Consider the following 25,258-nt stretch of genomic DNA (forward strand, 5'->3'; position numbering starts at 1 on the left):
TCTGATAATATGCATTATCAGATACGCTTTCTCTTTTTTGCTTTGCCTTTTTCATTAAACGAGCGTTTAGCGCTTCGAGCTATTTTCTATTGATGTGATTTCGGTTTTGTAGTGCCTAATAAAACTGAGCCGAATTAAATAACATCTATCTTCTCATTATTACCCTACTTATCAATAACTAACGCTTATTGAAATGCCTCTTAATGAGATTGTTGCACAATACGCAATATACCTTTCCGTGACACATATTGTTAGATATTGAGAAAATGATTAATTTAGAAACATCACTACCGCGTAATAAGTTAATAAACATATCTAACCCTCATTAAAGTCTGGGATGCAAGGGGATTGGATTGGTATTTGCCGATCAGCTTGTTATGAATAAGCATTATTTGGAGTACAGTTCTAATGAAAAATAATTTTCCTATCTCAGTCTATCAATATCGATTCTTCTTAGAGTGGTTAAGAGATCCGGAAAGCACTCAATATAACTGCAGTTTTTCCTTTAAGTTTTCTGCAGACCTAAAAAAAGAGGAGTTGAAATCAGCTTGTGAGAAGCTTTTAAATAGACATGAAGAATTGCGCATTACGTTCTCAAGAGAAGATCAGGAAGCGTACTTAGGCAGCTTTAGTATTGATGATTGCTACCACGAGCTGGACTTTTATGGTGGTGATATTAACCAAGAGATATGTGCTCTGTCTGAGCGTACATTTGATTTATATGCAGAGCCACTAATTAAATTTTTCTTGATCGAAGATAAAAAAAGTAATGATTTTTACTTTTTGGTTTGTGCACATCATGCAGGATTTGATGCGGCAACAATGAAAGTGATAAAAGATGAAATATCTCTTTATTACAATGATGCATTATCCGCTTGCGTTACGGAATGTGATTTATCCCCTTACCAACAAGCCATTGAATCAGAGACAATACATATCAAAGACCTAGATAGCAACGAGTCTAGAAAGTATTGGAATGATCTGATTCAAGGGCAAACAAAATTAGATTTAAATATCCCCTTCAACAATAACGTGAAAGAAGAAATAAGAAAAAGAAACAATTTGCATTTTACGTTGACCCAAGAGCAGATAAATAATTTAAATCGTTTAAAAAAGCTAAGTAGATCAACCAATTTTATCTCTATCAGCGCCATTTTTGGCATGGTTGTTTCGCAACTTATCAATGAGGCTGATTTTGCCCTCAGCTATCCAATTAATATGCGACCAAAGGGATATAGCAACATATGCGGATGTTTTGTTAATACTTTGCCTCTGGTATACAAATTGGAATCACATGATGATTTGCAGACTTTGGCACATAAAACAAAAAATCAGATAAAAAGTAGCAAACGTCATTACCATTTTCCTTTATCCGAGATTGTCAAAGATCAAAGATTGGCTAGATCTGATTCAGGTGATAACTATTTCAATTTTGGTGTGTCTGAGTCGGACTTAAATTTAGCAAACATGAACCTTTCCGGTGTCACTTCTACGCCGATACAGCGAAATACTATGAGTTCGTACGACTTGCTATTGCGTTTTGATATCCAAAGCAATGGCAATAATGAGTTTGTATTAGAATACAATGCTCAACAGTTTGAGAAAGAACTGATTTCTTCAGTTTCAAACGCAATCTTAAACGTATTGGATGCAGAGTGCATAGAGCACGTACAACAACAAGATATTGTGTTTCTAGCACCGAATCAAATGGAGGCGGCAACGTGTCGTTACCCAATCAGCCACTTTGAAGGCGCGAAATACCAAAAGTTAGACACTATATTCGAAGCCAATGCTAAAAAGTTCAAAGATAATATCTCATTAACTTATGAAAACGCGGAAATGAGTTACGGCGAACTCAATGAAAAAGCGAATGATCTAGCACATAAAATCTCTCGTGCGTATAGCGTGAAAAGTGGTGTTGAGTTTAAGAAAAATACTCGCGTTGCGCTTTACTTTGAACGTGGCTTTGAAGCCATTATCTCTATGTTGGCCGTACTAAAGCTAGGTGGCACTTACGTACCATTATCAACTGAATACCCATCGAGTCGAATTGACTTTATTCTTGCTGACTCTCAATGTGAAGTACTCCTAAGCACAAATAATGAATTTAAACGCTTAGACAACTTATCGAGAGATATCTTGCCAGTATGTTTTGATGAAGCAGAACTCGATTTGGTAAGTGATGCACCGCCCGTTGATGGATCTAACGGTAGTGAGAGTGTGGCCTATGTTATTTATACCTCAGGCACGACAGGCAAGCCAAAGGGCGTGCCTCAGAGCCATCAAAATGTCATCAGACTCTTTAGTGCGAGCCAAGAGCATTTTCACTTTGATGAGAATGACACATGGCTGCTTTATCACAATTACATTTTCGACTTTAGTGTATGGGAAATCTGGGGAGCACTGCTTAACGGTGCGAAACTAGTTATCCCAACGAGCGAGTGTACAAAAGATCTATACCAAATTGCCAAGCTATGTCATCGCTCAGGTGTGTCGGTGTTAAATCAGACGCCAAGTGTTTTCTACGAGCTTTCCAATATCGCTTTGAGTGAGAAGATTGAGTTTGCAAATCTTAGATACGTTGTTTTTGGTGGTGACCGATTAAATTTTTCAAAACTAAGAGAGTGGTGGAATCACTATGGTGATAGCCAACCTCAGCTAGTCAACATGTATGGCATTACAGAAACAACAGTACATGTCACTTATAAAGCGCTGAGAATGACGGATGTGATCGGTGTCTCTAATATCGGTCAGCCACTGCCTGACGTGAAATGCTATGTACTGAATGAACATATGAAGCCTGTGGGCATCGGCATGGTTGGAGAGCTTTATGTTGGGGGAGCGGGATTGGCTAGCGAATATATAGGTCGTCCGGAATTAACCAAAGAGCGGTTCATTAACAATCCTTTTGCTACCGAGGCAGATGTCAACAACGGCTGCACAAGGTTATATAGATCTGGCGATGTCGTGCGCAGATTAAGCAACGGCGACATGGAATACATTGGTAGAAACGATCTCCAAGTGAAAGTTCGTGGGCATAGGATAGAGCTAGGCGAGATTGAAATGTCGATTCTAGAGCTTGGTGGAATAGACCAAGTTGCTGTAGTGCAAAGAGAAGTCAATAACAGCAAAAACCTGGTGGCCTATTTTGTGTGCAAAGGTGGTGTGTATGGTGACAGCAACGGCTTAGAAACTTTACGTAATGACTTGGAACGCGTGCTACCTGATTACATGGTGCCAACATTTTTTAAACAGATCGACGTTATGCCAAAAACGATAAACGGAAAACTCGATAAACAGCATTTACCCAACATCGTCATTGAAGCAGAAAGCGAGCATTTGGAGGCAGCAAAAACAGAGCTTGAGAAAAAACTAGTCAAAATCTGGAAAAAGGTATTGAAGATAGATTCATTAGGCGTAAACGACAATTTCTTTAGGGTAGGTGGTGACTCTATTGTAAGCATCCAATTGGTGTCAAAAATTAGAGAAGAAGGCATTGCTGTTCAAGTCAAAGATATTTTTGAAGCACCTACCATCTCTTCCCTAGCGAAAAGACTAGACAGTACAGGCGCACAAATCTTTGACATTGATGCCGAGCAGGGCGAGTTAGAGGGGGTTTTTGAATTATTGCCTGTTCAGAAATGGTTTTTTGACAAGAAATTCTGTTGCCCAAATTACTATAACCAAGTTTTTTCGATAGCGTTACCCAGTGAGTTTAGCCACTCTGTGCTTGAGGAAGCCATCAATGGACTAGCAGCTAGGCACGATAGCCTGAGATGTAAATTTATTCAGCAGGGAAACCAAGTCACTCAACGCTACGAGTCTGTAGAAGAGTTTGGCTATATTCAATTGCAACGTCTTAATGCAATCGATTGTGATGAACATGATTTGCAAGAGTTCGTAAGCACACAACAAACCAGTTTTGATATTGAAAATGGCCCGCTGTGGTCAGTGACACAATATTCAGTTAGTGATAGCAACAAGTGTCAACTTATCTTCTGCTTCCATCATTTGATTATGGACAGTGTCTCTTGGCGAATCTTATTTGATGATCTTAAGAGAGTATTGTTAGGCAAGACGTTACCCAATAAAACGACCAGCTACAGAGCCTGGGTTAATGAAGTTTACCAATATGAGGTCTCTGAACAAGAAGCGGAATTTTGGCATTCACAAACCATTGGTACCAATGGCCGCTATTCGCATACTGAATCGAAGCGGGTGGATGAGTTCGTTCTGACGGAGGAAAACACACAGAATCTTCTGCACAAATCTAACATTGCCTTTGATACAGAGATCAACGATTTGTTGCTGTCTGCGTTTGCTATGGCGATGGCAGCGACGTTTGGAACTCAATCTCATAGCATTACGCTTGAGGGACACGGTCGAGAGCCCTTCTCGAGTAAGGTTGATCTATCTAGCACAGTGGGTTGGTTTACTACTATGTACCCAGTGACTCTAGAGGCCAAACATTCTACTGCTGAAACAATAGTGCACACCAAAGAGTTATTGAGAAAGGTTCCTAATAAAGGCTTAGGCTTTGGTGTCATGAGTGCTTTAGGACAGATCGGAACAACCCTTCCACCAATCCGATTTAATTACCTAGGCACATTGGATAGCAATGATGATGATCAATGGAATTTACAAGCGTCGAAGTACCAAAATCGTTGTGAACACAATGATGAGGGTATTGAGGTTAATATTATTGCCTATACCTGCAATAAGGTTATGTATTTCAAAGTGGAATCATATTTAAGTGAGTTTTTGGCTAAAACGTTTTCTTTTTCACTTTTAAATAACGTGAATGAAGTTATATCTGTATGCTTGAAAAATAAAAAGGAAGATCATGTTAAAAATATTATTGAAGATGATTTTCAACCTTACGTGTACCTAAAAGAAAACCATAAATCTTCCCCTGTTATTTTAATGCCGATCTCTAATCAAGGTTATGAAATATACCTGAATACTTTGTTACCACACGTGCCAGAAGAATCCAACGTTATTGCATTCGATCTAAATAGGAATAGCGAATTCATGAGTTTCGAAGAGCATTCGAATTATATTGTGGATATCATCTTAAACAGCGGAATGATACGAGACAATCAGTGCTCAATACTGGGTTGGAGCTATGGTGCTATTCTATCGCATATGGTGGCGGCAAAGTTGGATAAAGCAGGCGTGAAAGTATTAAACAGCTATCTAATTGACCCGCTACTGCTTGATAGGCTTGGGGTGAAAGACTTTAGTAGTAAAAAGCAGAAAAGTTTATATAGCGGTTTGTCTGTCGGTAAAAGTCGAGTCCGTACTCATATATTCAAATGCGCTATTAGTGACCCGGAAGTCAAAGATAAATCCGTTAGATCAGCATGCGAGTTTGCAATCAACTCAAAATATTTAATGTTTGAAGACGAACTGGAGAATAAAAAGGTAATAAATATCCCATGTGCACACTATGAAGTATTTGGAAATAAACACGTCATGGAATTGATATCAGATATTGTTTGGCCAAGTGTCATGAGCAGTGGTGTTAAGAGCTCTTGCGCTGTGCTTGAAAGTATTTAATTAAATTATAACGATAGGTAATTCCCAACATGACTTTATTAAACCAAAAAACGAATGATTGTTTTCCCCTTCATACCGCGCAGGAAAACGTGTGGATCGATCAAGCGATATTTCCAACGAATCCAAAGTACAATATATGCGTATACCAAAAGCTAAGTTGTAATATTGACTATGAAAAGTTCTCTCAAGCGTGGCGCAGTTTAGTCAACCAGTATGATTCACTACGTATTGAATTGGTATTTTCTGACGATGAAATCCCGATGCAGAGAGTGTTACCTGCTGATTCGTTCGAGTCCGTTGTAGGTCGTATGGATTTCTCTCTCTCAGAGGACCCAGCCCAAATGGCGATGGATTGGATGCATGAACAGTCCAAAATGCCTATTGATGTTGCGCATGGAGACAGGTACTACATTTATATACTTCAATTGGGAAAAGAGAATAACCTTGTCTTTTCTAAGACCCACCATCTATTCAACGATGGGGTTGGAACCATTCTGATGCACGACTACTTGTTGAATAATTATAAGTTATTGGTTGATGGTGCTGAATTGGAAGGGGTGAAGTCTCCAGCCTATCAACTGGCTGCAAACAGATCGAATAACTATTTACAAACCAGTCGTTATGCTCGTGATAAAGAATATTGGACTGGTTTTGCCTCTCAGCATGAGGTAACACGATTACCGCTTGTCAACCCGAGAGCGACCGGCGGAAGCAAGCTGTCAATGTCTTTTTCGAAAGATGAGGTGTCGGCTCTACGTAAGTTTTGTGAAGAAGAAAAATTGGGTTTAATGGCGCTATTGTTAAGCGCAGTCAACTTGTATTTTTTTAAAACGCTAGGTACAAAAGATGTGGTCGTTGGTACCGCGGTACATGGCCGCCATGGTAAAGATGAGATGCAAAATCTGGGTATGCACTCCAATGCGATTTTACTATCAACAATCATGAGCAACGATCTTAGCTACCAAAATTTAATTAAGTCATCACTATCTTCGCTTAAAGCTGCGATGAAGCGTGCTCAATTTCCGAAAAGCCATCGAGCGAGACTTTCAGGCTCTGCCATGAATGCCAATGCTGATATTAACGTATTGTACGATGTGTATTCTGACTGTAACGGAGGTTTGTCTCAGGCTAGTTCGGAAGTACAATATATGCTTGGTGATGTGGGAGAAGAGCCACTTAGCTTACGCCTCATTGATTTCCAGAATTCGATGAAATTAGCGGCATCATTTCAATATGCTTATTTCTCAGAGCAAGAAATGCAGCTAATGCTAGCGCGAATTAAGCAAATACTGTTAGCCTCAGCCGCGAGTTTTAACAAGACGCTGGACACGATAGATGTATTACTCGAGAGTGAAAAAACCTTTCTACTTGATACTTGCAACAATACAGATAGCGAGTACCCCTGTGATAAAACACTACATCAGTTGTTCGAAGAGCAGGTAGAAAAAACACCGTTAAGTATAGCCCTGACCAACAGCGAGACTACGCTCACCTATAGAGAGTTAAATCAAAAGGCCAATCAACTAGCCGTCCATTTACGTCAGCGCTATCAGCAGAAGTTCGATAAACCATTTCAAGCTGGTACATACATCGCATTATATCTTGACCGTTCCATCGACATAGTGGTCAGTCAGCTGGCAGTTCTGAAAGCTGGTGGCGCGTATGTCCCTGTTTCACCACAGTATCCCAATGAAAGAATTCAGTTCATGCTTGAGGATACGGACGCTTCTCTAGTCCTCACTCAACAAGAGTATTCCTTAAACTTGGCACATTGTTTGAGTGAAAACTCTCAGCCTAGAGAACTGGTCATCGTTCGAGATGTATTAGAGAAAAACACAGGGGAACCTAACCTTGAACCTGTTAGCACATCTTCACAAGATCTTGCCTACGTCATTTATACGTCAGGAACGACGGGTAACCCCAAAGGGGTGATGATTCCACATCAAGGTGTGGTTTCGCTTGTACAGGGCAATGATTATGTAGACATTTCACCTCAAGACACCTTCTTGCAACTGTCTAATCCAAATTTTGATGCCGCAACTTTTGAAATCTGGGGAGCGTTGTTAAATGGTGCGAAACTGCATATTCCCCTCAGTGAAAACCACCTAGATTCTGGCTTTCTAAAAGAAACCATCGTTGAGAACGAAGTAACAATCCTTTGGTTAACACGAGCGTTATTTGACAGCCTTTATCTAGAAAAACCGGATATGTTTTCGTCATTACGTTATCTCCTTGTTGGAGGCGAAAAACTAACGGCACCTTTAATAAGAGAACTTGTATCGAGTGATTGGAGCCCAGAGTATGTGATAAATGGATATGGGCCTACAGAAAGCACAACATTCACTACCACGTTTCAATGTAATGGTGAGGCATGGAATGTGCCGATTGGAAAACCAATTAATACTAGAAAAGCGTACGTCCTTTCCAATGACTTGTCTTTGGCACCTATTGGCATCCCTGGTGAATTATACATTGGAGGTGCGGGGCTGGCCCATGGCTATTTGAACAATATCGAACTGACACAAGATCGCTTCATTGAGAACCCTTATGCGAGCGAGTCGGATATAAAAAATGGTTATACCCGTCTGTACAAATCTGGAGATATTGTTCGCTATTTACCCGATGGAAATTTGGAGTATTTAACCCGAAATGACGGGCAGGTGAAGATTCGAGGCTATCGTATTGAGCTGGGGGAAGTAGAGAGTGCGTTATTGCAGTTAAGTGATGTAAAAAACGTGGTGGTCATCGATCACGTAAAAGCGGGTCACAAATTTCTGGCAGCGTATATTGTTCTCACTGATGTAGGTGAAATCAACCAACATGAAGTGGCAGAGAGGTTGCGTGAGCAGCTTAGTCACAATCTACCTGATTACATGGTGCCAGCGTCTTATACTCTTCTAAATGAATTACCCCTCACTATTAATGGGAAGTTAGACCGACGAGCTTTGCCCGAACCAGAGTTCGTGACCAAAAACCGCTACGAAGCGCCTCGCAACTCGACAGAGATGGCACTGTGTCAAATTTGGCAGGACGTATTAGGCTTGGAGAAAGTTGGTATCAATGATAATTTCTTCCGCATTGGTGGAGACTCGATTTCTGCTATTCGCTTGAGTGCTCAAGTCCGTCGTCAATTGAATAAAGAAGTCACTCTCTCGGCGTTGTTTACATCCCCCACGATTGCTGGGTTAGCTTCAGAGCTGTCTGATGATCTTCATGTCATTCCAAGTTTGAAGAAAAAAAGCTACCCAGCATCCTTTGCACAAGAACGGCTGTGGTTCATTGAGAGTTTTGAGAATGGTTGTGACAGTTACCATATCCCGTATTTTGTGAAACTGCACGTCGATACAGAAGATACGCTACTATTGGAAGCCATTAATCTAATCGTTAGCCGTCATCCAATTCTGTCTAGCTGCTACCAGCAAACGATGCAGGGTGATGTATATATGGAGCATTCCATTAGCGCGTTGTCCTATCAATGTTTAACTGTCCCTGATAGACGATCTCTCGCCCAACAAGTTCAGTTAGATATGAGTAGCCAATTTGACTTAGCGACAGAGCTTCCCATGCGGTTACACCGATACGACTGCAATGGTGAACGTTATTTGCTGCTGATGTGGCACCATATCGTATTTGATGGCTGGTCCACCGACATTTTCTTATCTGAGTTAAGCGAAATTTATCGCTCGCTAACTCAAAACCAACGGCCTAATTTGCCAGACATCAATATTAATTTTGGTGACTACGCTCAATGGCAACGAGAGCACCTTAAAGGGGACACGCTAGAGGCAATGTTAGGCTACTGGAAGCAACAGCTCTCTGGCTACGAGTCACTTAACTTACTTTGTGATTACCCACGACCATCCAGTGTCGATTATCGTGGGGCAAATTTATCTTTTACTCTTGATGACTCAGTATCGGAAAATGTGCGTTGTTTTGCCAAGCAGGAAGGAGTGACAACCTATTCTGTGCTACTGAGTGGATTTTATGTCCTGTTGAGCACCTTGTCTGGCCAACAAGACATCACGATTGGTACACCTTCTGACAACAGACAGCATGCTCAGACCCAAGATTTAATTGGCTTTTTTGTCAATAGTCTAGCATTGCGCACTCATGTGACACCTAGCCAATCTTTTGCTGAGTTGGTTCGTCAAGTTCACCAGATGGTATCTGAAGCAAAAGCGCATCAAGAGCTGCCATTTGAGAAATTGGTGAGTGAGTTGGGTGTAGAAAGGGATATGTCTCGCCATCCCATCTTCCAAGTGATGTTCAGTTTGCAGCGATTTGGGCAAGAACTGCAAGGCGATGATCTTCCATTTTCATTAGACAAATTGGAAGAAGCGGAATACACCTCTGCAAAATTTGACTTGAGCTTATTCATGGATGACAGCAGCAACAATATCCAAGGAGAATGGAACTATTCGACTTGCTTGTGGAAAACGGAAACCATCCTGCGTTATAGCGCAATGTTCGAAAAACTAATGTGCACTTTGACACGTCAGCCAACACAGCATATTCACGAAATTGAAACTGTTGCAGAGGATGAACGCAATATACTTCTCAATGATTGGAGTAACACCAGAACAGAGTTGAGACAAGACAAAACAGTATGTGAGATATTTGAACAGCAAGTCAGGAAAACGCCCGATCACACAGCACTGATCTTTGCCGATAAGACGTTGACCTATAACGAGCTGAACGATAGGGTGAACCAGTTGGCACATTATATCCGTGAGCGCCACCTTCACCTGCACAATACAGAATTAAAGGCAGACACTTTCATTGCGCTATACTTTGACAGCTCTATCGAGATGGTGGTGAGCATGTTAGCGGTGTTGAAAGCGGGTGGCGCTTATGTTCCGGTTTCTCCAGATTATCCTCAAGACAGAATACACCATATGTTCAAAGACACCAGTGCCTCAATGGTGTTAACTGAAGTGCGTTTGTCTCCTAAGTTAGACGAATGCTTAGGCAAACTCTGTCAGCCTGTTGATAAAGTGGTCACAGACGGCACGCCATCGATTGGACTCCAGCGTGTAAGTAATCCTGTGCCTATGAATTGCACACAAGATCTGGCTTATGTGATTTATACCTCCGGCACAACGGGTATGCCAAAAGGGGTGATGATTCCTCATCAAGGAATCACCTCATTAATGGTAAATAATAGCTATATAGAGTTATCGCAGAAAGACGTGCTATTGCAGCTGTCTAATCCGAGCTTCGATGCGGCTACTTTTGAAATCTGGGGGGCATTACTCAACGGTGCATCGCTGTGTATTCCAGAAAATAAACAACAAGTTAGTGCAGAGTCTCTTCACGATACATTGAGTACTTACAATGTGTCTGTTCTTTGGCTAACTCGTGCTTTGTTCGATAGCTTATATGTGGAACAACCAGACCTGTTTTCTCAGCTGCACTATTTGATTGTTGGCGGAGAAAAACTGACCTCAACCTTGATGAAAGAGCTGGTCACGAGTCCGTGGAGTCCTAAGCATGTGTTGAACGGATATGGCCCAACGGAAAGTACTACGTTTACAACCACTTTTAAGTGTGATGGTCGTGACGCAGAGGTGCCGATTGGCAAACCAATTGATACTCGAACAGCGTATGTCCTGACTGACAAGTTATCGCTTGCTCCCATTGGAGTTCCAGGTGAGTTATACGTGGGCGGCTCTGGTCTCGCGCGAGGCTATCTAAATCAACCGACACTTACTCAAGAACGTTTTATCGCCAATCCTTTTGCGACGAATCAGGGAGAAATGAGTGCTCAACTCTATCGAACGGGTGATATTGTTCGCTGGTTACCTGATGGCAATTTGGAATATTTGGGGCGTAACGACATGCAGGTGAAAATTCGTGGTTATCGAATTGAACTTGGTGAAGTTGAAACGGCGTTGTTACAAAATGAACATGTAAAACAAGTTGCGGTGATTGACCTTGAACGTGAGGGGTATCGTTATTTAGCGGCATACGTGGTGCTTGAGCAAAGTGCGATGAAACATCAGACTGATCTACCAGTGGTCGATATTGAGTCGCTACGTAGCCAACTCAGTAAGACGTTGCCAGATTATATGATCCCGACCACCTTTACTCTGTTGGAAGCGTTGCCATTAACCAATAACGGCAAGCTTAATCGACGCCAGTTACCAGAACCAGAGTTTATTAGTCAGGAACGCTATGTCGCGCCAAAAACCGAGTTGGAGCAAAAAATCTGTCAGATTTGGCAGAGCACGCTTGGTATTGAGCAGGTTGGTGTCGAAGATGACTTTTTCCACATTGGAGGAAACTCTATACTAGCGATTAGGTTAGTTAAACGCATGAACAACATAGATGGGTTTAACATCGATCTGACCACGGTATTTTCATGCAAAACTATCGCGAATATTTGTTCTAGCATCAAGGATAAGAGTGAATACAAATATTTGACGCCATTGACGTTAGGCTCAAAGTCCGAGCAGACCATTTACATGATACACAGTGCGAGCTCTGACAGCGAAGTCTACCAAGGACTGTCTGAAGAATTAGGCAGTACTTTCAACTGTGTTGGCATCAACAATTACAACTTCGTTGAAGAGCAAGTATCCAGTTCTTTGGCTGAAGTTAGCCAAGCATACTTTAAGGAAATTTTACAATACCATAAACAAAATCAACCAGTTAAACTTCTTGGTTGGTCACTTGGAGGTTATATCGCTCTTAATCTGGCCTGCTTATTGGAAGAAAGAGGGTTCACTGATATTGAAGTGTATTTATTGGATACTTATATAGGAAACTGTGCTTCAGGAGTTCTATCCGATTACGATTCCTATGAAACCATCAAAAATAGATTGGTTAACAAAGGTTGTGATGCTGATTATATCGCGAAGGCGTTAGCCGCATACAGTTGTGGAAGAGAGATGACACATCAGCAATTGGTCGGTGATTTAAAGTATACCCAAATTACCTTGTTTAAGGCTGGAATGGGCTTGTCTCCAGATCACGCTATGTCGTCATTCGATCTAAATAGAACCAATGCATATATGGCTAATATTCATGATAATAATCTTTCCACTATTGTTGAGCAGGATGTCGAAGTCGTAAGGTTTGATGATATATATCACAGCAATATATTGGAACGTTCGAGTGATATCGCCCGAGTTGTGATGCATTAACTTAATCTCAGCTAAGGGCTACCCGAAGATGGATTCAATAGATAGAAATTAGCATCCCTTTTGATAGGAAGATTTTGGCAGCGTGAGTGTGAATTCGCTGCCGTTTTTGTATGAGTTTAATAGTTTCTCACCGTAGGTTTGCCTAGTAAGCGCCAATTGATGCCACACCTGCTCTGCGCAGAGTTTGCTTTTTTGAAAGAATGGCTTTGAAAAGGCCAAGTGTAGAAATTCATACATAAATGGTGTCGATAATGTCGTAACTTGCTCGTCCAAACCAAGATTTTGTACCAGTTGTTCCCCAGTTGTCTGATTAATAACATAGCCATCAAGTCGTCCAAGGGCCACCATACGCATGCCTCGCTCAAGGTTTAGGTGGTGTACGCCTTTAGGGTAGACATTCATCTCCATGAGATGCTGCCTAGCGATATAACCAAGCGGCGCACCCACTCCATACTTTACGCCATGAAATTGCTGTCCATCCCATTTAAGGTTTGATTTACGGTTGACAAAGATAGGGTAAGTGACCTTCAGTAAATATTGCTCGGCATGAGCAGAATCTGGAAAGGAGGCCCACTTTTCTCGCTCTGGAGTTCGAATAGCGGCAAAAATGGCGTCTACTTCTCCATGTTTAAGGTTGTGAATACAGCGTTTCCAAGGCTTTCGATAAAACACCGCTTTCGCGCCGGAAGCTTCGACAGCCAGCTTGACCAACTCCACAATATACCCTGGTTTAGCTGGAATGGTTTTTGTGCCCAGAATAAACGGCTTCAGCTCGACATTTTCATAGCAAACCTTGATGGGCTTTTTCTCAGCCGCCGCATAAAGGGGGATAGCGAAGGAGAGTAAAGCAATGGCGATAACGCATTTCATAGCTGTCCAACATGCTCTATGTAAAAAGGCTACTTTTAAAGTAGTCGTTGAGCCGGGCTCTTTCCAAGAAAATTTGTTAAATAGGCGTTACCGATTTTTTGACAATCAAAACGAAAGAGTTTAATTGTTTGACACTAGCATTGTGTAATAACTATTAAGTTCCATTTTCTCTACAGTCATTCCTATTTACCGTTTTGTATTCTGTTTAACGTTTGCTTTATTTTGTTTTGAACAAGATTAATACCTTAATTACCATGTCGAATAACGTACATATGAATAATTATCGCTATTGAATGAAAGAAAAGATATAAGGTTTTTATAAGGTCTATGTATGGGAATTAAATTATAATAATATTTTTGTAAATAGCGTGTTTTTCATATGACGATTTTATTAAATTATTCCTGCAAATTATTATTTTATTCCAGAGTCTACTAATAATATTCAAGTATATTTACACCCAAGTTACGGTAAATTACGCGTCGATTAAATTGCATTAATAAGCAATTGAAGAACATCAATAATTATAATTTAACATTTTGATTAATATGAATTTATTCTATTAGAGGTAAGTAGGCTATGTCAGTTTTTACTATTTTCTTTCATGGAACTGGATCCAGTTCCACCGATCTTCACAATACCGCTTCTTATTATGAAGGTGAATTGATTTCCAGACTTGCCAGTATGGCTGATGGGCGGTTGTTTTTTGACTACTTGGAAGTGGATGGCGTTGGCAGCGGCAACCAAGATGAATGGCTAAAGCCAGTCAATAACCGATATCGAAACCAAAAACTGGGTATGGCATTTGGCGCAGGTATTCAAAGCAATATGGAATACGCTAAGGGCATCTTGATTGCCGAGCAGAATTTTTCGAAATTTGGTAAAGGGCACTATGAAGTCAGAGCGAAAAAACTCCTGCATAGTACAAGTGATAAAGAGGAAATTCGGGAACTCGCCGCCGATCTCTTTCGCGCAGATAAAAGTCGTCTTGCACACTTACAAAGGTTTCGCTGGGAGAATCCAGTCACCACAGTCAATCTGATTGGTTGGAGCCGAGGTGGTGTAAGCTGTTTTGAATTTGCAAATTATCTTTTTAGTGACCCAAAAACACGAAATTTAAACGTTAACATTTTTGCATGTGATCCTGTTCCTGGAGGCACAAACCAATTTAAAAACTTCAAGAATTTGAATGCAAACGTTCGCCAAATTGTCTGTTTATTTGCGGAAAATGAACAATCAACGGGCTTTAGAGCCAGAATGCCAACATTGCATCGAGACACAAAGTCGTACGTGAGTTTTGTTCCCGGGCGTCATGCGACATTGGTTGGAAATGCCCACGCGGATGGAGGTAAGAAAGGAAGCTTAGCCGCTAAGGGGCCTTATTTACTTACGCGAGATTTTGCGCAGAAAGCATTGACGGGTTGGGGAACTCGCTTAAGAAATATTAACCCTCTCGATCAATCAGAGATGACGGTCATTTATAATACGATACTGGGCAACAAACAGGTTTACGACAAGATGGGCGCAACCAGTTATATACCAAGCTATCACTCGTTAAAAAATGCCTACTGGTCAGGGAAAAGTAGAACGAATATTACCCAGCGAGTGAAATACGACTCCAGCCGATTCAGCTCCAAAAGTTCGGGTAAGATCGATGGCCTAGATAATAGAAATGAATATAAGCCATTTATTTCTAAACACCATAGAGATACGGTGTTGGGGCAGAAATATGTATTAACGGGAAATCCGCAGTTTATTGATGTGAGCCCATTTGTAGAAGAAGAGCCAGATGGAGGCTTGCACCGCGGCAGTATTATAGAGTCTCATTTTCATGTTTGATTGAGAAACCCCATTTTTAGAGACAAGTTGTAGGAAGAGGCTATCCTCTTCCTACAAGTTCACTGTTTCAGTTGGTTGTAGTCTATTTTGCTCTCAATTTTTGCGACAAGACAATAGTCGCAGCCAGTGCTACCACCGATGTGGCTAATGCTGGAGCGGTAACCAAGTGAAATTGAGCCGCAATCCCTGAACCAAGCGAGCCAACAAAAAATAGAATGCCGCTAAAGAGTCCATTAGCGCTAGCTGACATGTTGGGAAACAACGACAGGGCAAACGCAAAATTCACCGTCGCCAGTAATCCACCCACTAAATAAATCGCAATCAGTGGAACGGCCAGCACATAGATAGAAAACGGTAACCAAATTGTGCCCAATAGCAGCGCTATACTTGCCAGCGCCAAAATAGTCACACCAATATTCATTTTACTTGATAAGCTGTGATGGATAAAAAAGCGGTTGCTTAAACTGCCTACTGACCATGCGACACCTAATGCTAACGCAAAGTACCCAAATTCGATTGGTGTGTAATGCAACTGGGTTTTGAGTAGAAATGGAGTGACTGAAGTCACGATCATCACCAGAGCATAAGTCAAGCCATTGGTTAACCCTGCGGAGATAAAATGCCGGTCCGTTAAGATGGTTCGGTATTTTCCAATGATGGCTTTTAATTTGAATTCGTTAAAATAACGAGACGTCTCAGGTACGTTGAGCAAAATAAACGCTAGCACAATAGCAGTATAAATAGCCAAGAAATAAAAGTTCGATTCCCAGCCAAAATAGTGCGTTAAATAGCCACCGAGAAATGGCGCAATAATAGGGCCAATAGTCCATACAAATGCCATATAAGTAGTGACTTTTTGAAACTCTTTTCCTTCAAATAAATCTGAGAGTACCGCTCTCATTGGTACTACCATCGCTGCGACGGCTGCTCCTTGAAGAATACGCAATCCAATCAGAATATGAATGGTAGGTGCAAGAGGAATAGCAATGGATGCCAGTAAATAAGCGATGGCTGAAACCACAAAAGGTCTCTTGCGGCCAAAACTATCAGAGATAGCACCGGCAAATAACTGCATGACGCCAGCACCTAACATATATGCGGTGATGGTGAGCTGAACCGTACCTTGATTGGTCTGAAAGAAGCTTTGAATATCTGGCATACTAGGCACAAATATATCCGTACTTAATCCAGTTAAGGGCACAATAAGTATTGCGAGGAACGCAATAAGATAACGATGACTCGCCGCAGGTGCTGATGATAGTACTTGGGCTTGAGATAGGTTCTTCATGATGATATCCTATTCAATAAATGAAACAAACGTGTCGTATATTAAACATGACATTGATATTGATCAAGCTTTTCGTTTAATATATTGAAAATTTCGTTCACAAATAGAAACGACAGGGGTCATTTAATGACAGAGGCTAACTATTTTTCTTCTCAGTTGAAGGTTCATCGAGCTCGTTTGAGTTTAAGCATGCAAGTCTTAGCTGATCTGGCTTCAATCAGTAAATCTATGGTATGCAAAATAGAGCGTGGTGAAACTCAGCCCACTATTGATGTGGCGGCGCGCATAGCTTCAGCGCTAGGTATGCCACTCACCGATCTCATTCAACCGCCAGAAAAAGCGATGGCAATAGTGATACCTAGTGAGCAGCAGCCAAAGGAAAGTCATGGCAACATAAACTGCCGTACGCTATCACCGACTAGGCACGGTCATGCGATTCGATGGAATCTCGTTACGATAGCGCCGAGCACTTCATTTCAAAATCCCCCAGATAATATCCTCAATAAAAACTATTACCTCTACTTGAGAAGTGGAGAGCTTTCGATACAAGTTGATCAAGAACGATTTGATTTAAAAGCAGAAGACAGTTTTTACTTTAGGCCAAGGACCTCTTTTCTCATCGAAAATCTAAGCCAAACTGAGCATGCCGATTATGCACTTATTCAACAGCTGGTGGATAATAGTTAGTCTATTCGATTTTGAATTCTACCTCTGAGGTTGCTTGGGTACAGAATAGCCAGCCATAGTTCTATGATTGGCTATTTTGGCTGCTCGTCAATTCCTTGGTAGTGGTAGCAAAGCCACAATACTAATCGCATCGTACCCTAGTTCAACTCAAACCTTATCCAAGATTAAATTGTTTTACTTTTCAATTTATTACCAACATTCAAGCATATAAAATATCAAATCATTCACTAAAAAAATGATATTGCTGGCAACGTATCACGCAATCAGATATTGCCTCTATTAAAACGATACCGTTTCTATAACATAAGCGCTCAATTTCATACGTGCCCAGATTTTCATGTATTAGGTAGTGACAGTTTTGTCTGGCGCAGTAATACACAGTGAAAAACGACGGGAGGCAAAATGAAGTTAATATTGAGTTTCATCATGATATCTTTGACTACAAACGCGATGGCTATTCCTATACCAGGGCCAGATAATATTGATGCCGAGCTGCGCAAGCTTATTGAGCAACATGAGTTAACTGGCAATCCTACGCAAGGATTCGACATTCCCAGTGTGGATTCAGAAGAGGTCAAGCTGGGCAAATTGCTGTTTTTTTCTAAAGCACTCAGTGGCGATAAAAGTGTTGCCTGTGCTAGCTGCCATCACCCGTATTTAGGTGGTGGAGATGGCCTTTCTTTAGCGGTTGGTACAAGAGCGGTAGATGAAGATGTACTGGGGCCTGGCCGCCGTACCTTGGATGGAAGTTTTTACATCCCTCGTAACACACCAACGGTATTTAACGCAGGCTTATATAAGCGAAGTTTGTTTCGGGATGCTCGGGTCGAGTTTGTGGACTGGTTGAACCCTAAACAGGGGATCAGTACCCCTGATGTACCTTATGGTGAGGCTGATCCTAATGCTGGAGACACGCTACTCTCCGCTCAAGCCCGTTTTCCACCAGTAGAGGAAGCGGAAATGCGCGGCTTTGACTTTATGCTTGGTGAGTCCAATGAAGCCGTGAGAGCGCACCTAGCAGCAAGAATTGGAGACTATGGCAGCGCTAGCGGAGAGCTGTTTCAAAACCAATGGTTAGAAAAGTTTGCTTCTGTCTATGGACAAGATAAAAGTCGTCGTGAACTAGTGACGTTCGACAACATCACGCGAGCGATCTCGGCCTATCAACAATCAATGAATTTTACTAATAACGTGTGGAATAAATATGTTCGAGGCGATCTGTCCGCACTGACTCAATCACAAAAACGTGGTGCATACCTGTATTTATATATGCCGCCACCTCCCTCTGATGGTGGTACTGAGCCCGATTTCTTGCCGACACAATGTATTGGTTGCCACAATACGGATACCTTTAGTCAAACAAAAGATTCAAACTATCATCGATTGGCATTTCCGCAAATTGGTCCCGGCACAGGTGAGTTGGGTGCAGAAAGCAACGATTTAGGTCGTGCCAGTCGTAATGGCAGTGAAGAGGATATTTATAGCTTTCGCTCAGGCACGTTACTTAATATCGAAGTGACTGGCCCATTTGGCCATGCGGGAAACTATGACACGTTACTCCAGGTCATTGAGCACTACGATGATTACCACAAGATATTGGATCAATATATAGACTACCAAGCGTGGTGCGAGCAACCACAGTTTCAGTCCATCGCGAATTGTCAGTCTCTTTTCCCTGATGTCAGGTATAACACAGACTTGGCTGCGCAAATCATTGATGAAGAAATTGCAGATGGCGCGCCAGTACTACAGAAACTCAATCTTTCTGAGCAGTCTAAGCTGGATTTAGTGAATTTTATGACAGCGCTGACAGATCCATGTGTGAAGGACGCTTCCTGCTTACAAGATTGGCTTCCTCAGCCAGAAGACGGAGATCCTGATAGGCTACAGCTTCATGCGATGAACTATCAGGGGGTGCCACTATACTTGCGAGCAAATTGTAGGGATAACGACGCCCTGACATCTGGGGCTAAACTCAATCCAGACCAAGGAGAGTGTATATCTGGTCAAATACAGCAATTGTATTTTGATGTCTCTGACGATAATACGACTGTCTACCTAAGTAGCCAAGGTGGAACGGGGGAACTCACACTCTATTATCACCCGACACGGTGGGCAACGAAGCAAAATGCTATCGCTCACTCAAATGGCCAAAATACAGAGCAAGTACTTAAGCTGACGTTAAATAAAGGTCGTCACTATGTTAGTGCGATTAGCCAAGCTGGCTTTCAACAGGTCTCGGTTGCTTTTAGTGAACAAAGCGCACTGAAAGAAAAAGGTGAGCGGCCAAAAGTCATCTCTGACCAGTGTGGGATTGATCCTGCTTATCACTTGATGGAGCTAACAGACATGTCGCCAATATGTATCGCTGAGGGTGATAGCTACTTTTTTACCGACGTCCATCAACCAAACACTACCCTAGATATTAGAGTTCAGCATGGTCTGGGTGACACAGACTTATATGTTAGCTCTTATTGGCCCAGCCGAACGCAATACATGTTCTCATCGAAACAAGCAGGAAATAATGAATACATAAGAATCCATGCCCCAAATCCAGGGCGGTACTTCATTCTTACCTCAGGAGATGGATTTAATCGAGGAGCGACCATACAAGTAGATATGGCTGTGTCCAAGTAATCTCTTTTAAGATGTCACTGAATTGAAATGTGGCTGCACGAGCTTAGCTGGTGCAGCCCCTTTTAATGGTTTTCTAGATACCCACTTAAGACAGTTCTGGTGTGTGTCCTTTCAACAATTCACTGGTGTGTGTCCTTTCAATGTTTCTATCAACGTTATTTCTGATTACGTTTATGCCTAGGCACGTAGTTCAAGATTGAAGTAGGCACTTCTTTTTTCGGTGCAAACCCTTCAATCTCTCTACGCTCGATTAAGTGGCCCAAGCGGCTTTCAATCATACAAAGATTTTTAAAGTTATCCTTTGATACAAAAGAGATCGCTTCCCCTTTAGCACCCGCACGGCCAGTACGACCAATGCGGTGAACATATTCATCAGCAGGGAATGGAAGATCGTAATTTAGCACTCGAGTCAGGTTTTCAATATCAATACCACGCGCTGCAACACCTGTGGCTACAAGGAATTGGATTTTGCCATCTTTAAAGTCAGTCAGAAGCTGAGCTCGAATTTCTTGGCTTCGGCCACTGTGGAAGGATTCAGCAGGAATACCTCGTTTCTCTAGTTGAGATGCGAGTTTAGCCGCCCCTTTTTTCGTTTCAATAAAGATCAGAGCTTGGTCCCAATTATTTTCTTGTATCAAGTGGCTGAGTAGGGCCGATTTCTTGTCTTTATCTACCGTGATCAGCCATTGCTCAATACTGTCTTTTGAAGCGCTGTGCTTGGCAATTGAAATCTCAGCTGGTTGGTCAATGGCCGATTTTGCCAACTCACGGACAGGGTTTGATAGTGTTGCAGAGAACAGTAGGTTTTGAATATCTTGCGGCAAGCGAGCAATGATTTTATTAATATCATTGATAAAGCCCATGTCGAGCATTCTATCCGCTTCATCAAGGACAAAGGTTTCAACTTCTTCAAAGTGAATGGCATGCTGTCCGTAAAGATCCAACAATCGACCTGGTGTTGCAACGAGAATATCAATACCATCAATAAGCCGTTGCTTCTGCGGCTTCTCACTCACACCACCATATACTGCAGCTGATGTTAAGTTAAGGTACTTACCATACTCAGTAATATTGTTATTAACTTGAATCGCCAGTTCACGAGTTGGCGTCAGGATAAGAGCACGGATGCGCTTTTTACGCTGCGTTTCGCCTTTACTGAGCATTTGTAGAATAGGTAACACAAAACTAGCAGTTTTACCTGTACCCGTTTGAGCTGCTGCAATCAGGTTTCGCCTTGACAGTACAAGCGGGATCGCCTTCTCCTGAATCTCGGTCGGCTTATCATAGCCAAGTTCATTGATGGCTTGTAGAAGGGGATCGCTTAATCCTAAATTAGAGAATGGCATCGATGGTCTCGGTAAAGGGTTAGGAGTAATACACGCTGTCGCCTTTGTTGTAGGCTATTTCGTCGCAAAGTGGCGCATTCTAACACGTACACATTGCTTGCCAAGATTGTTTTTGTTTACTTAGTAAAGCGCTAGCTGCTGTTTCCGTTGTCATAGAGAAAGTTTTCAACCACTCCTGGAACCAGTTCTGGTGTGTCCTTTTAATTCTACCTTCAACAAATCCTAAAAGCTGGTCACACTATAGTTGTTTAAGTTTCTCAGCAAAAAAATTAAGAAATGCTCTAAGCTTTAGGGTCATACTATGGTGGCTGGGATAGATTGCTTGAAAACTGTAATTTGGAGATCTCCAGTCATTGAGTATTCGACGTAATTTGCCTGAGCAAATATCATCATCAGTCAGCATATATTGCGGGATACGGGCAATGCCTCCTCCATCTATTGCCAGTTGTCGAATGGCTGTCAAGTCGTTAACTATAGCGTGCAGGTTGGTCACAACAGTTTCTTGGTTGCCATCATCGTCTAACATTTCCCAACGCTCACTGTGAATCGCATCACCCATAACTAAAAATCGGTGATTTTTCAGTTCAGAAAAGTTTTGTGGGGTACCCATTACCCGTAAGTAATCAGAGGAGGCAACAAGTACTGAATGACTTTCCCCCAGTTTCTTGCAAACTAGGGTTGAATCTTCAAGCTTGCCCAGTCGAATGGCTACATCATAACCTTCGCCAATCAAATCAACTCGTCTATTTTCGAGCTTAAGATCTAACCTGATATTGGGGTATTGGGCCATAAATTCACCCAAAAATGGTATCAATAAATTCTGTCCAATAGAGACAGACACGCTCACTTTAAGCATACCACGTGGGCTCTCCGTCATACTGGAGATAAATGCATGTGCGTTTCCAAGCTCTGCGATGACGCGCTTGCAATGCAAGAAATACATACTACCTATTTCAGTCAGGCTTATCGCTCTCGTAGTCCGTTCTATAAGTCGAACGCCTAACGACTCTTCTAGGGCCTTCATACGTCGGCTGACTCTTGATTTTGGCATATTCAGCGCCCTTGCAGCGGATGATATACCGTTTAACTCAGCGACTTTCGCAAAGATGACTATGTCATTTAAATCTTCGATCATCGTTCCTCTAATAGAACAAAGAGTTGTAATTTTGCCATGTAGTATACCTCTACTTTACAAGATAGAGTGATTTCCGTAAGTCACCTAAAGCGAAAAAGTTCGTTTTAAACAATGATTGCTAGGAACAAATTATGATTAAAACTATTAATGGCGTAGCGCAATATCCTGATAATTACCAAGGAACACCAACTAGAAATCCCAATGAGGATCCGTTTATTGCGCCTAAAAATGCGGCTTTGATACTCATTGATTATCAGCCCCATATTCTAATGGGCGTGAAAAGTATTGAACATGATGAATTGGTGAATAATACAACCGCTTTAATCAAAACAGCCGTTTACTTTGAACTGCCAATTATTTTTTCGCATGTTGGAGTTGGACTCAATGGTTCACAACCATTTATAGAAGAGCTGCGTGAGTTAGCTCCCAATGCAACAATCGTTGACAGGACAAACGTTAATGCTTGGGAAGAGCCAGAGTTTGTTGCAGCCGTTGAAGCTACCGGATGTAAGAAACTCATTATGGGTGGGTTATGGACTGATGTCTGCTTAGCATACCCAGCGATTGAAGCTGCCAATGCTGGCTACGACGTACTGGTTCCAGAAGATACGATTGGCAGTATATCTCATTTGTCCCATAGCAATGGCATGAAACGTATGGAAATCGCGGGGGTTAAGCCCATCACTTGGAATGTGGTTCTCGCCGAGCTTCAAAGAGATCATGCACGAACTGCTACCGAAAAAGGAGTGACGCGGATATTTATGGAACATCTATTCAAGATGGACCCGGATACAGAATGGAAATAGGACAATCACAATGGTTTCGATACTAAAAATTGATCATATCGGCATCCGAGTAAGAGACAAAAAACAAGCGATAGATTTCTACGAGAAGCTTGGCTTCTTATTGATTGTGGATACAGGCTTTGAACTAGGTCACCCAATAATGATGAAGCACGAATCCGGTGTTGTATTGAATTTACTTGGTCCAAGTACGGAAGCGGTTAGCAATAATATCTTGATGGATATCAAACAAAAACACTCGGGCTATACCCATATTGCGTTTAAAGTTGAGTCATTGTCAGTTCTCGAAAAATTTCTTGAACTCAATGACATCGAAATTAGCGGCCGTTTTAAATTTAAAGACATGGACTCCCTGTTTATCCGAGATCCCGACCGTAATGTGATTGAATTTGATGAGTATCCTGGAGATGACCCGGCGTCACGTTTGCTATCGGCAGGTGATGACATCTCTACCTATGGCAACCACCCGTAGCGGGAGAGCAAATCGTGAAAGTACTGATTGTTGTCTGCACCGCGCTTTTCTTTGGTGTGCTCAATTCCTCTGCGGTGGCCGTGATACTCCCTCAGATGAGTCATGCGTTTTCTGTAAATACAGGCGAGTTGAGCTGGGTGATGAGTGGTTACCTCTTAACGTATGGGATCGCCATCCCATTCTATGGACGTATAGCCGATAAGTTTGGCGCGCGTTCTTTGTTTTTGCTTGGTATTGTACTTTTTTCAATAGGTTCAATAGCTTGCCTCATAGCTCCGACGTTTGGGTTTATGCTTGCAGCTAGGATTATTCAAGCACTAGGTGGCGCAGCGTTTCCAGGACTAGGCATGGTGATTGCTAGCCGAGCTTTTGCAGAAGAAAAGCGGGGGATCATATTAGGAGCAGTCAGTGCAACGGTTGGTATTGGCTCAGCAGTGGGGCCTTTAGTGGCAGGAGTCATTACTGAACTTGTCAGTTGGCGCGCGATGTTTGGTATGAGCGGATTGCTGGGCTTAGTGTACCCATTTGCTTGGATGGTCTTACCGAAAAAATATCAGAGAACTGACGGGTCAATTGACGTACTAGGTGGTGTGTTTCTGGCAATGATAGTCACTGGGTTACTATATGCGGTTTCCCAAAGTAGTCAGAGTAGCTGGACAAATGTTAGTGTACTCAGTGCGTTGGTGATGAGTCTTGCCGGTTTGCTAGGATTAGTTATTCGGCAGAGAACTGCAGAAGAACCTTTTATACAATCTGAACTGCTAAACAATATTCGCTATGTACGTCTAACGCTGCTCGCTTTTCTTACGGCGGCAGTGAATATTGCTGCTTTAATAGGCTTACCGATGATGATGTCACGATTTAATGGTCTAGATACTTTTCAGATTGGACTTGTGACTTTGCCTGGTTCGATAGCAACAGCTGTTTTTGGTGTTATGTCTGGACGTATGGCTGATCTCGTGGGACCACGTGTACCAATGCGAATAGGTGTATTCCTCATGGTTATTACCATTGTGGCGCTAACCTTTTTATCTGGAAGTTCAGTTATGAATATGGCCATTCTTTCGGGTTTGTTGGGAGCGGGATTTGCGATGTTAAATACCCCGATTTCGGTCGTTGTTTCCGTTATGGTTCGTCCAGCAGCACTCGCCTCAGCCCTAAGCATGAATACCATGATGTTTTTTATCGGTGGGTCGTTAGGAGCTGCATTTTTCTCTTCTATCGTGAGCAATAACATCAATTCGGCGAATGGCTGGAATCCATTTTATACAGGGTCAGCGACCAACTACAGTGATGGGTTCTGCGCTTTAGCTATAGCTATCACTTTAGCCGTTGCGTTAGTTTTACCGTTGCCGAACAAAAGCGTGGTTGAAGCTGAAAGGGCATCATAATTTGCAAAAATAGTGTTACTAATCAGGAATTTAATGGTAGCGGTGAAGATCAAGAACACTGAGTGATTATGGTGTGTGTCCTTTTAAC

The 25,258-nt window shown here is 42.0% G+C and carries 12 protein-coding genes; 8 read left to right on the forward strand and 4 right to left on the reverse strand.

Going from position 1 to position 25,258, the window contains the following annotated elements:
- Positions 1 to 408: 408 nt before the first annotated feature.
- Both M9194_RS13275 and M9194_RS13280 read left to right on the forward strand, forming a co-directional pair.
- Complete coding sequence (locus M9194_RS13275) at positions 409 to 5,559, forward strand: non-ribosomal peptide synthetase (protein WP_250613158.1); 5,151 nt, start codon at positions 409 to 411, stop codon at positions 5,557 to 5,559.
- A 29-nt stretch (positions 5,560 to 5,588) separates the two neighbouring features.
- Entirely contained in the window at positions 5,589 to 12,704 is a 7,116-nt protein-coding gene (locus M9194_RS13280; RefSeq protein WP_250613159.1) for a non-ribosomal peptide synthetase, read from the forward strand.
- Positions 12,705 to 12,752: 48 nt separating this feature from the next.
- Here the strand turns inward: M9194_RS13280 and M9194_RS13285 are convergent, their stop codons facing one another.
- The gene (locus M9194_RS13285; RefSeq protein ID WP_250613160.1) at positions 12,753 to 13,574 is read right to left on the reverse strand and encodes a substrate-binding periplasmic protein; all 822 of its coding nucleotides are present in this window, start codon (positions 13,572 to 13,574) and stop codon (positions 12,753 to 12,755) included.
- Positions 13,575 to 14,151: 577 nt separating this feature from the next.
- Here M9194_RS13285 and M9194_RS13290 point away from each other — a divergent pair.
- Positions 14,152 to 15,411, forward strand: coding sequence for a hypothetical protein (locus tag M9194_RS13290; protein WP_250613161.1), 1,260 nt, complete (start codon positions 14,152 to 14,154; stop codon positions 15,409 to 15,411).
- 82 nt (positions 15,412 to 15,493) lie between these two features.
- Here M9194_RS13290 and M9194_RS13295 read toward each other — a convergent pair whose 3' ends face one another.
- Positions 15,494 to 16,699, reverse strand: a complete 1,206-nt coding sequence (locus tag M9194_RS13295; protein ID WP_250613162.1) for an MFS transporter — start codon at positions 16,697 to 16,699, stop codon at positions 15,494 to 15,496.
- A gap of 126 nt (positions 16,700 to 16,825) precedes the next feature.
- Between M9194_RS13295 and M9194_RS13300 the strand changes: the two genes are divergently transcribed.
- Together M9194_RS13300 and M9194_RS13305 are read left to right on the forward strand one after the other, a co-directional pair.
- Positions 16,826 to 17,386 carry a helix-turn-helix domain-containing protein gene (locus M9194_RS13300; protein WP_250613163.1) on the forward strand — a complete coding sequence of 187 codons (561 nt, stop codon included), beginning with the start codon at positions 16,826 to 16,828 and terminating at the stop codon, positions 17,384 to 17,386.
- Positions 17,387 to 17,788: 402 nt separating this feature from the next.
- Positions 17,789 to 20,023 carry a cytochrome c peroxidase gene (locus M9194_RS13305; RefSeq protein WP_250613164.1) on the forward strand — a complete coding sequence of 745 codons (2,235 nt, stop codon included), beginning with the start codon at positions 17,789 to 17,791 and terminating at the stop codon, positions 20,021 to 20,023.
- Positions 20,024 to 20,178: 155 nt separating this feature from the next.
- Here M9194_RS13305 and M9194_RS13310 read toward each other — a convergent pair whose 3' ends face one another.
- Positions 20,179 to 21,369: a DEAD/DEAH box helicase gene (locus M9194_RS13310; RefSeq protein WP_250613165.1), complete on the reverse strand. Its 1,191-nt coding sequence runs from the start codon at positions 21,367 to 21,369 to the stop codon at positions 20,179 to 20,181.
- A gap of 238 nt (positions 21,370 to 21,607) precedes the next feature.
- Positions 21,608 to 22,504, reverse strand: a complete 897-nt coding sequence (locus M9194_RS13315) for a LysR substrate-binding domain-containing protein (RefSeq protein ID WP_250613166.1) — start codon at positions 22,502 to 22,504, stop codon at positions 21,608 to 21,610.
- Positions 22,505 to 22,635: 131 nt separating this feature from the next.
- On the opposite strand from M9194_RS13315, the gene M9194_RS13320 reads away from it, so the two are divergent.
- Genes M9194_RS13320 through M9194_RS13330 form a run of 3 tightly spaced genes read left to right on the forward strand, consistent with a single transcriptional unit; the run spans position 22,636 to position 25,170 of the window.
- The gene (locus M9194_RS13320; RefSeq protein ID WP_250613167.1) at positions 22,636 to 23,310 is read left to right on the forward strand and encodes an isochorismatase family protein; all 675 of its coding nucleotides are present in this window, start codon (positions 22,636 to 22,638) and stop codon (positions 23,308 to 23,310) included.
- 10 nt (positions 23,311 to 23,320) lie between these two features.
- Positions 23,321 to 23,779 carry a VOC family protein gene (locus M9194_RS13325; RefSeq protein WP_250613168.1) on the forward strand — a complete coding sequence of 153 codons (459 nt, stop codon included), beginning with the start codon at positions 23,321 to 23,323 and terminating at the stop codon, positions 23,777 to 23,779.
- A 14-nt stretch (positions 23,780 to 23,793) separates the two neighbouring features.
- Complete coding sequence (locus M9194_RS13330) at positions 23,794 to 25,170, forward strand: MFS transporter (protein WP_250613169.1); 1,377 nt, start codon at positions 23,794 to 23,796, stop codon at positions 25,168 to 25,170.
- Positions 25,171 to 25,258 lie beyond the last annotated feature (88 nt).

This window comes from Vibrio sinus (assembly GCF_023634645.1).
Lineage (GTDB): Bacteria > Pseudomonadota > Gammaproteobacteria > Enterobacterales > Vibrionaceae > Vibrio > Vibrio sinus.

Coding starts and splice junctions, on each gene's coding strand:
- M9194_RS13275 (WP_250613158.1), top strand. CDS start 409: ATGAAAAATAATTTTCCTATCTCAGTCTATCAATATCGATTCTTCTTA.
- M9194_RS13325 (WP_250613168.1), top strand. CDS start 23,321: ATGGTTTCGATACTAAAAATTGATCATATCGGCATCCGAGTAAGAGAC.
- M9194_RS13285 (WP_250613160.1), bottom strand. CDS start 13,574: ATGAAATGCGTTATCGCCATTGCTTTACTCTCCTTCGCTATCCCCCTT.
- M9194_RS13320 (WP_250613167.1), top strand. CDS start 22,636: ATGATTAAAACTATTAATGGCGTAGCGCAATATCCTGATAATTACCAA.
- M9194_RS13305 (WP_250613164.1), top strand. CDS start 17,789: ATGAAGTTAATATTGAGTTTCATCATGATATCTTTGACTACAAACGCG.
- M9194_RS13310 (WP_250613165.1), bottom strand. CDS start 21,369: ATGCCATTCTCTAATTTAGGATTAAGCGATCCCCTTCTACAAGCCATC.
- M9194_RS13300 (WP_250613163.1), top strand. CDS start 16,826: ATGACAGAGGCTAACTATTTTTCTTCTCAGTTGAAGGTTCATCGAGCT.
- M9194_RS13315 (WP_250613166.1), bottom strand. CDS start 22,504: ATGATCGAAGATTTAAATGACATAGTCATCTTTGCGAAAGTCGCTGAG.
- M9194_RS13290 (WP_250613161.1), top strand. CDS start 14,152: ATGTCAGTTTTTACTATTTTCTTTCATGGAACTGGATCCAGTTCCACC.
- M9194_RS13280 (WP_250613159.1), top strand. CDS start 5,589: ATGACTTTATTAAACCAAAAAACGAATGATTGTTTTCCCCTTCATACC.
- M9194_RS13295 (WP_250613162.1), bottom strand. CDS start 16,699: ATGAAGAACCTATCTCAAGCCCAAGTACTATCATCAGCACCTGCGGCG.